The organism is Streptomyces sp. NPDC088194 (genome assembly GCF_040702025.1).
GTDB lineage: Bacteria > Actinomycetota > Actinomycetes > Streptomycetales > Streptomycetaceae > Actinacidiphila.
In genome coordinates this window covers 1-2,162 of the sequence record NZ_JBFBIV010000209.1, presented here as the reverse complement: position 1 = coordinate 2,162, position 2,162 = coordinate 1, and the positions used below count along the sequence as shown (strand labels likewise).

The window sequence follows — 2,162 nt, the reverse complement described above, 5'->3', positions numbered from 1 at the left end:
TCACCCCCTACGGCGGCGGCTACTTCTTCGCACTACCCGGCGTCCACGACCGCACCGACTGGCTCGGCCGCGCCCTGCTCACCTGAACGAGCACCGTCGGCGGCTCGCCTCCGGCGGGGACACGCGGCGCGCCGGGGGATTGTCATGCTCCTCCCAATGGGACGATCATGTACAGCAGGTGAACATTCATCGACGGCACGCCGAAGAGCACCACACTGCGGAGGCTGACCAGGTATGCGTGGGACGAGCGGTACGACCAGAAGACCAGGGAGCTCGCGGCTACGAGCGGCGCGCTGGGGGGCATTGGCGGGATCGGCAGCGCTCGTACTGCTGGGCGGAGCCGCGCCGGCCGGGGCCGACACGGCTCACCACGGGGGCGGCGGCGCGACCGCCACTCCGATCAAGCACGTGGTCGTCATCTACGACGAGAACGAGTCGTTCGACCACTACTTCGGCGCGTATCCAGTGGCGGCGAACACCGACGGCACCCCGTTCACGGCCGACCGGCACACGCCCAAGGACATCGACACCGCCCGCCACGCGGGGCTGCTGACGAAGAACCCGAACCAGTACCCGCCGACGCGGCTGAGCCCGTCCCAGGCCGTCACCTGCGACCAGAACCACTCCTACGGCCCGGAGCAGTACGCGGCCGACAACGGCAAGTCCGACGCGTACGTGGAGAACACCGAGACCAGCAAGTGCTCGGGCAATCTCTTCGGCGAACCCGGACTGGTGATGGACTACTACGACGGCAACACCGTCACCGCGCTGTGGAACTACGCCCAGCACTACACGCTCGGCGACAACTCCTACAGCTCGGCGTACGGCCCGTCCACCCCCGGCGCGATCGAGCTCGTCTCCGGCCAGACGCACGGCGTGATCTCCATGGACCCGTCGACCGGCACCGAGAACCCGAAGCAGACCGCCACCCCCGACCCGTACGCGGTCGTCTCGCCGGACGCCAAGGGCGTCGGCACCATGATCAACGACCCGGACCCGGCCTACGACGACTGCGCCGACAACAGCCACACCAGCACCAACGCGCTGGCGGCGCTGACCGGCAAGAACATCGGCGACCTGCTCAACGCCAAGGACGTGTCCTGGGGCTGGTTCCAGGGCGGCTTCCGCCCCTCCACCGTGTGGGACGGCAGTCAGAGCGACTACGCCGACTGCCAGGGCACCACGCACCCCAACGTCGGCGGCGCGGCCTCGGTCGACTACAGCGCGCACCACGACCCGTTCCAGTACTACAAGTCGACGGCGAACCCGCACCACCTGCCGCCGAAGAACGTGGCCGAGATCGGCCACAACGGCCAGGCGAACCACAACTACGACCTCACCGACTTCTCCGCCGCCCTCTCGGCGGGCAGGCTGCCGGCCGTGAGCTTCCTGAAGGCTGCCTCCTACCAGGACGGCCACGCGGGCTACTCCGACCCGATCGACGAGCAGCACTTCCTGGTCAGCGAGATCAACGCCATCCAGTCCTCCCCGCAGTGGCAGGACACCGCGGTCGTCATCGCCTACGACGACTCCGACGGCTGGTACGACCACGCCTACGCCAAGGTGGCCAACGGCTCGAAGGACACCACGGCCGGCTCCAACGGCAAGTCCCTGGACAGCCCGGCATGCCAGGGGGGACCGGCCGCCATGGGCGGCTACGCCGACCGCTGCGGCCCCGGCACCCGCCAGCCGCTGCTGGTCGTCTCCCCCTACAGCAAGGTCAACGCGGTCGACCACACCCGCACCGAGCAGGCCTCGATCACCCGCTTCATCGAGGACAACTGGCACGCGGGCCGGATCGGCGACGCGTCCTTCGACACCCGCGCGGGCAACCTCACCGGCGCATTCGACTTCAAGCACCCGAACGACCGCCAGGTGCTGCTCAACAGCGACGGCTCGGTGAAGTCCGTCCGGCACCTGCACCGCTCGGCCGCCGTGGAGGCTGCCGCGAACTCCGCGTCGGCCGGAACCGGCGGCGGCTCGGCCGCCACCCAGGACTTCGCGGGGTCCGGGAGCGGCTCGGCTGCCCTGCCGCTCGGGATCACCGCCGGTGTGCTGCTGGTCGGCGGCGGCGGGCTGTACCTCGCCCTGCGCCACCGTCACGCACCGACCGCGCCTCCGGACCCGCCTGCGTCTCCGCTGCCGCCTGCGTCTCCGCTTCC

At 70.1% G+C, this 2,162-nt stretch carries 1 protein-coding gene; it reads left to right on the top strand.

The features are described 5' to 3' along the window. Positions 1 to 234: 234 nt before the first annotated feature. The coding region (locus tag AB0399_RS40410; RefSeq protein WP_366414687.1) for an alkaline phosphatase family protein at positions 235 to 2,162 on the top strand (1,928 nt) is incomplete at its 3' end.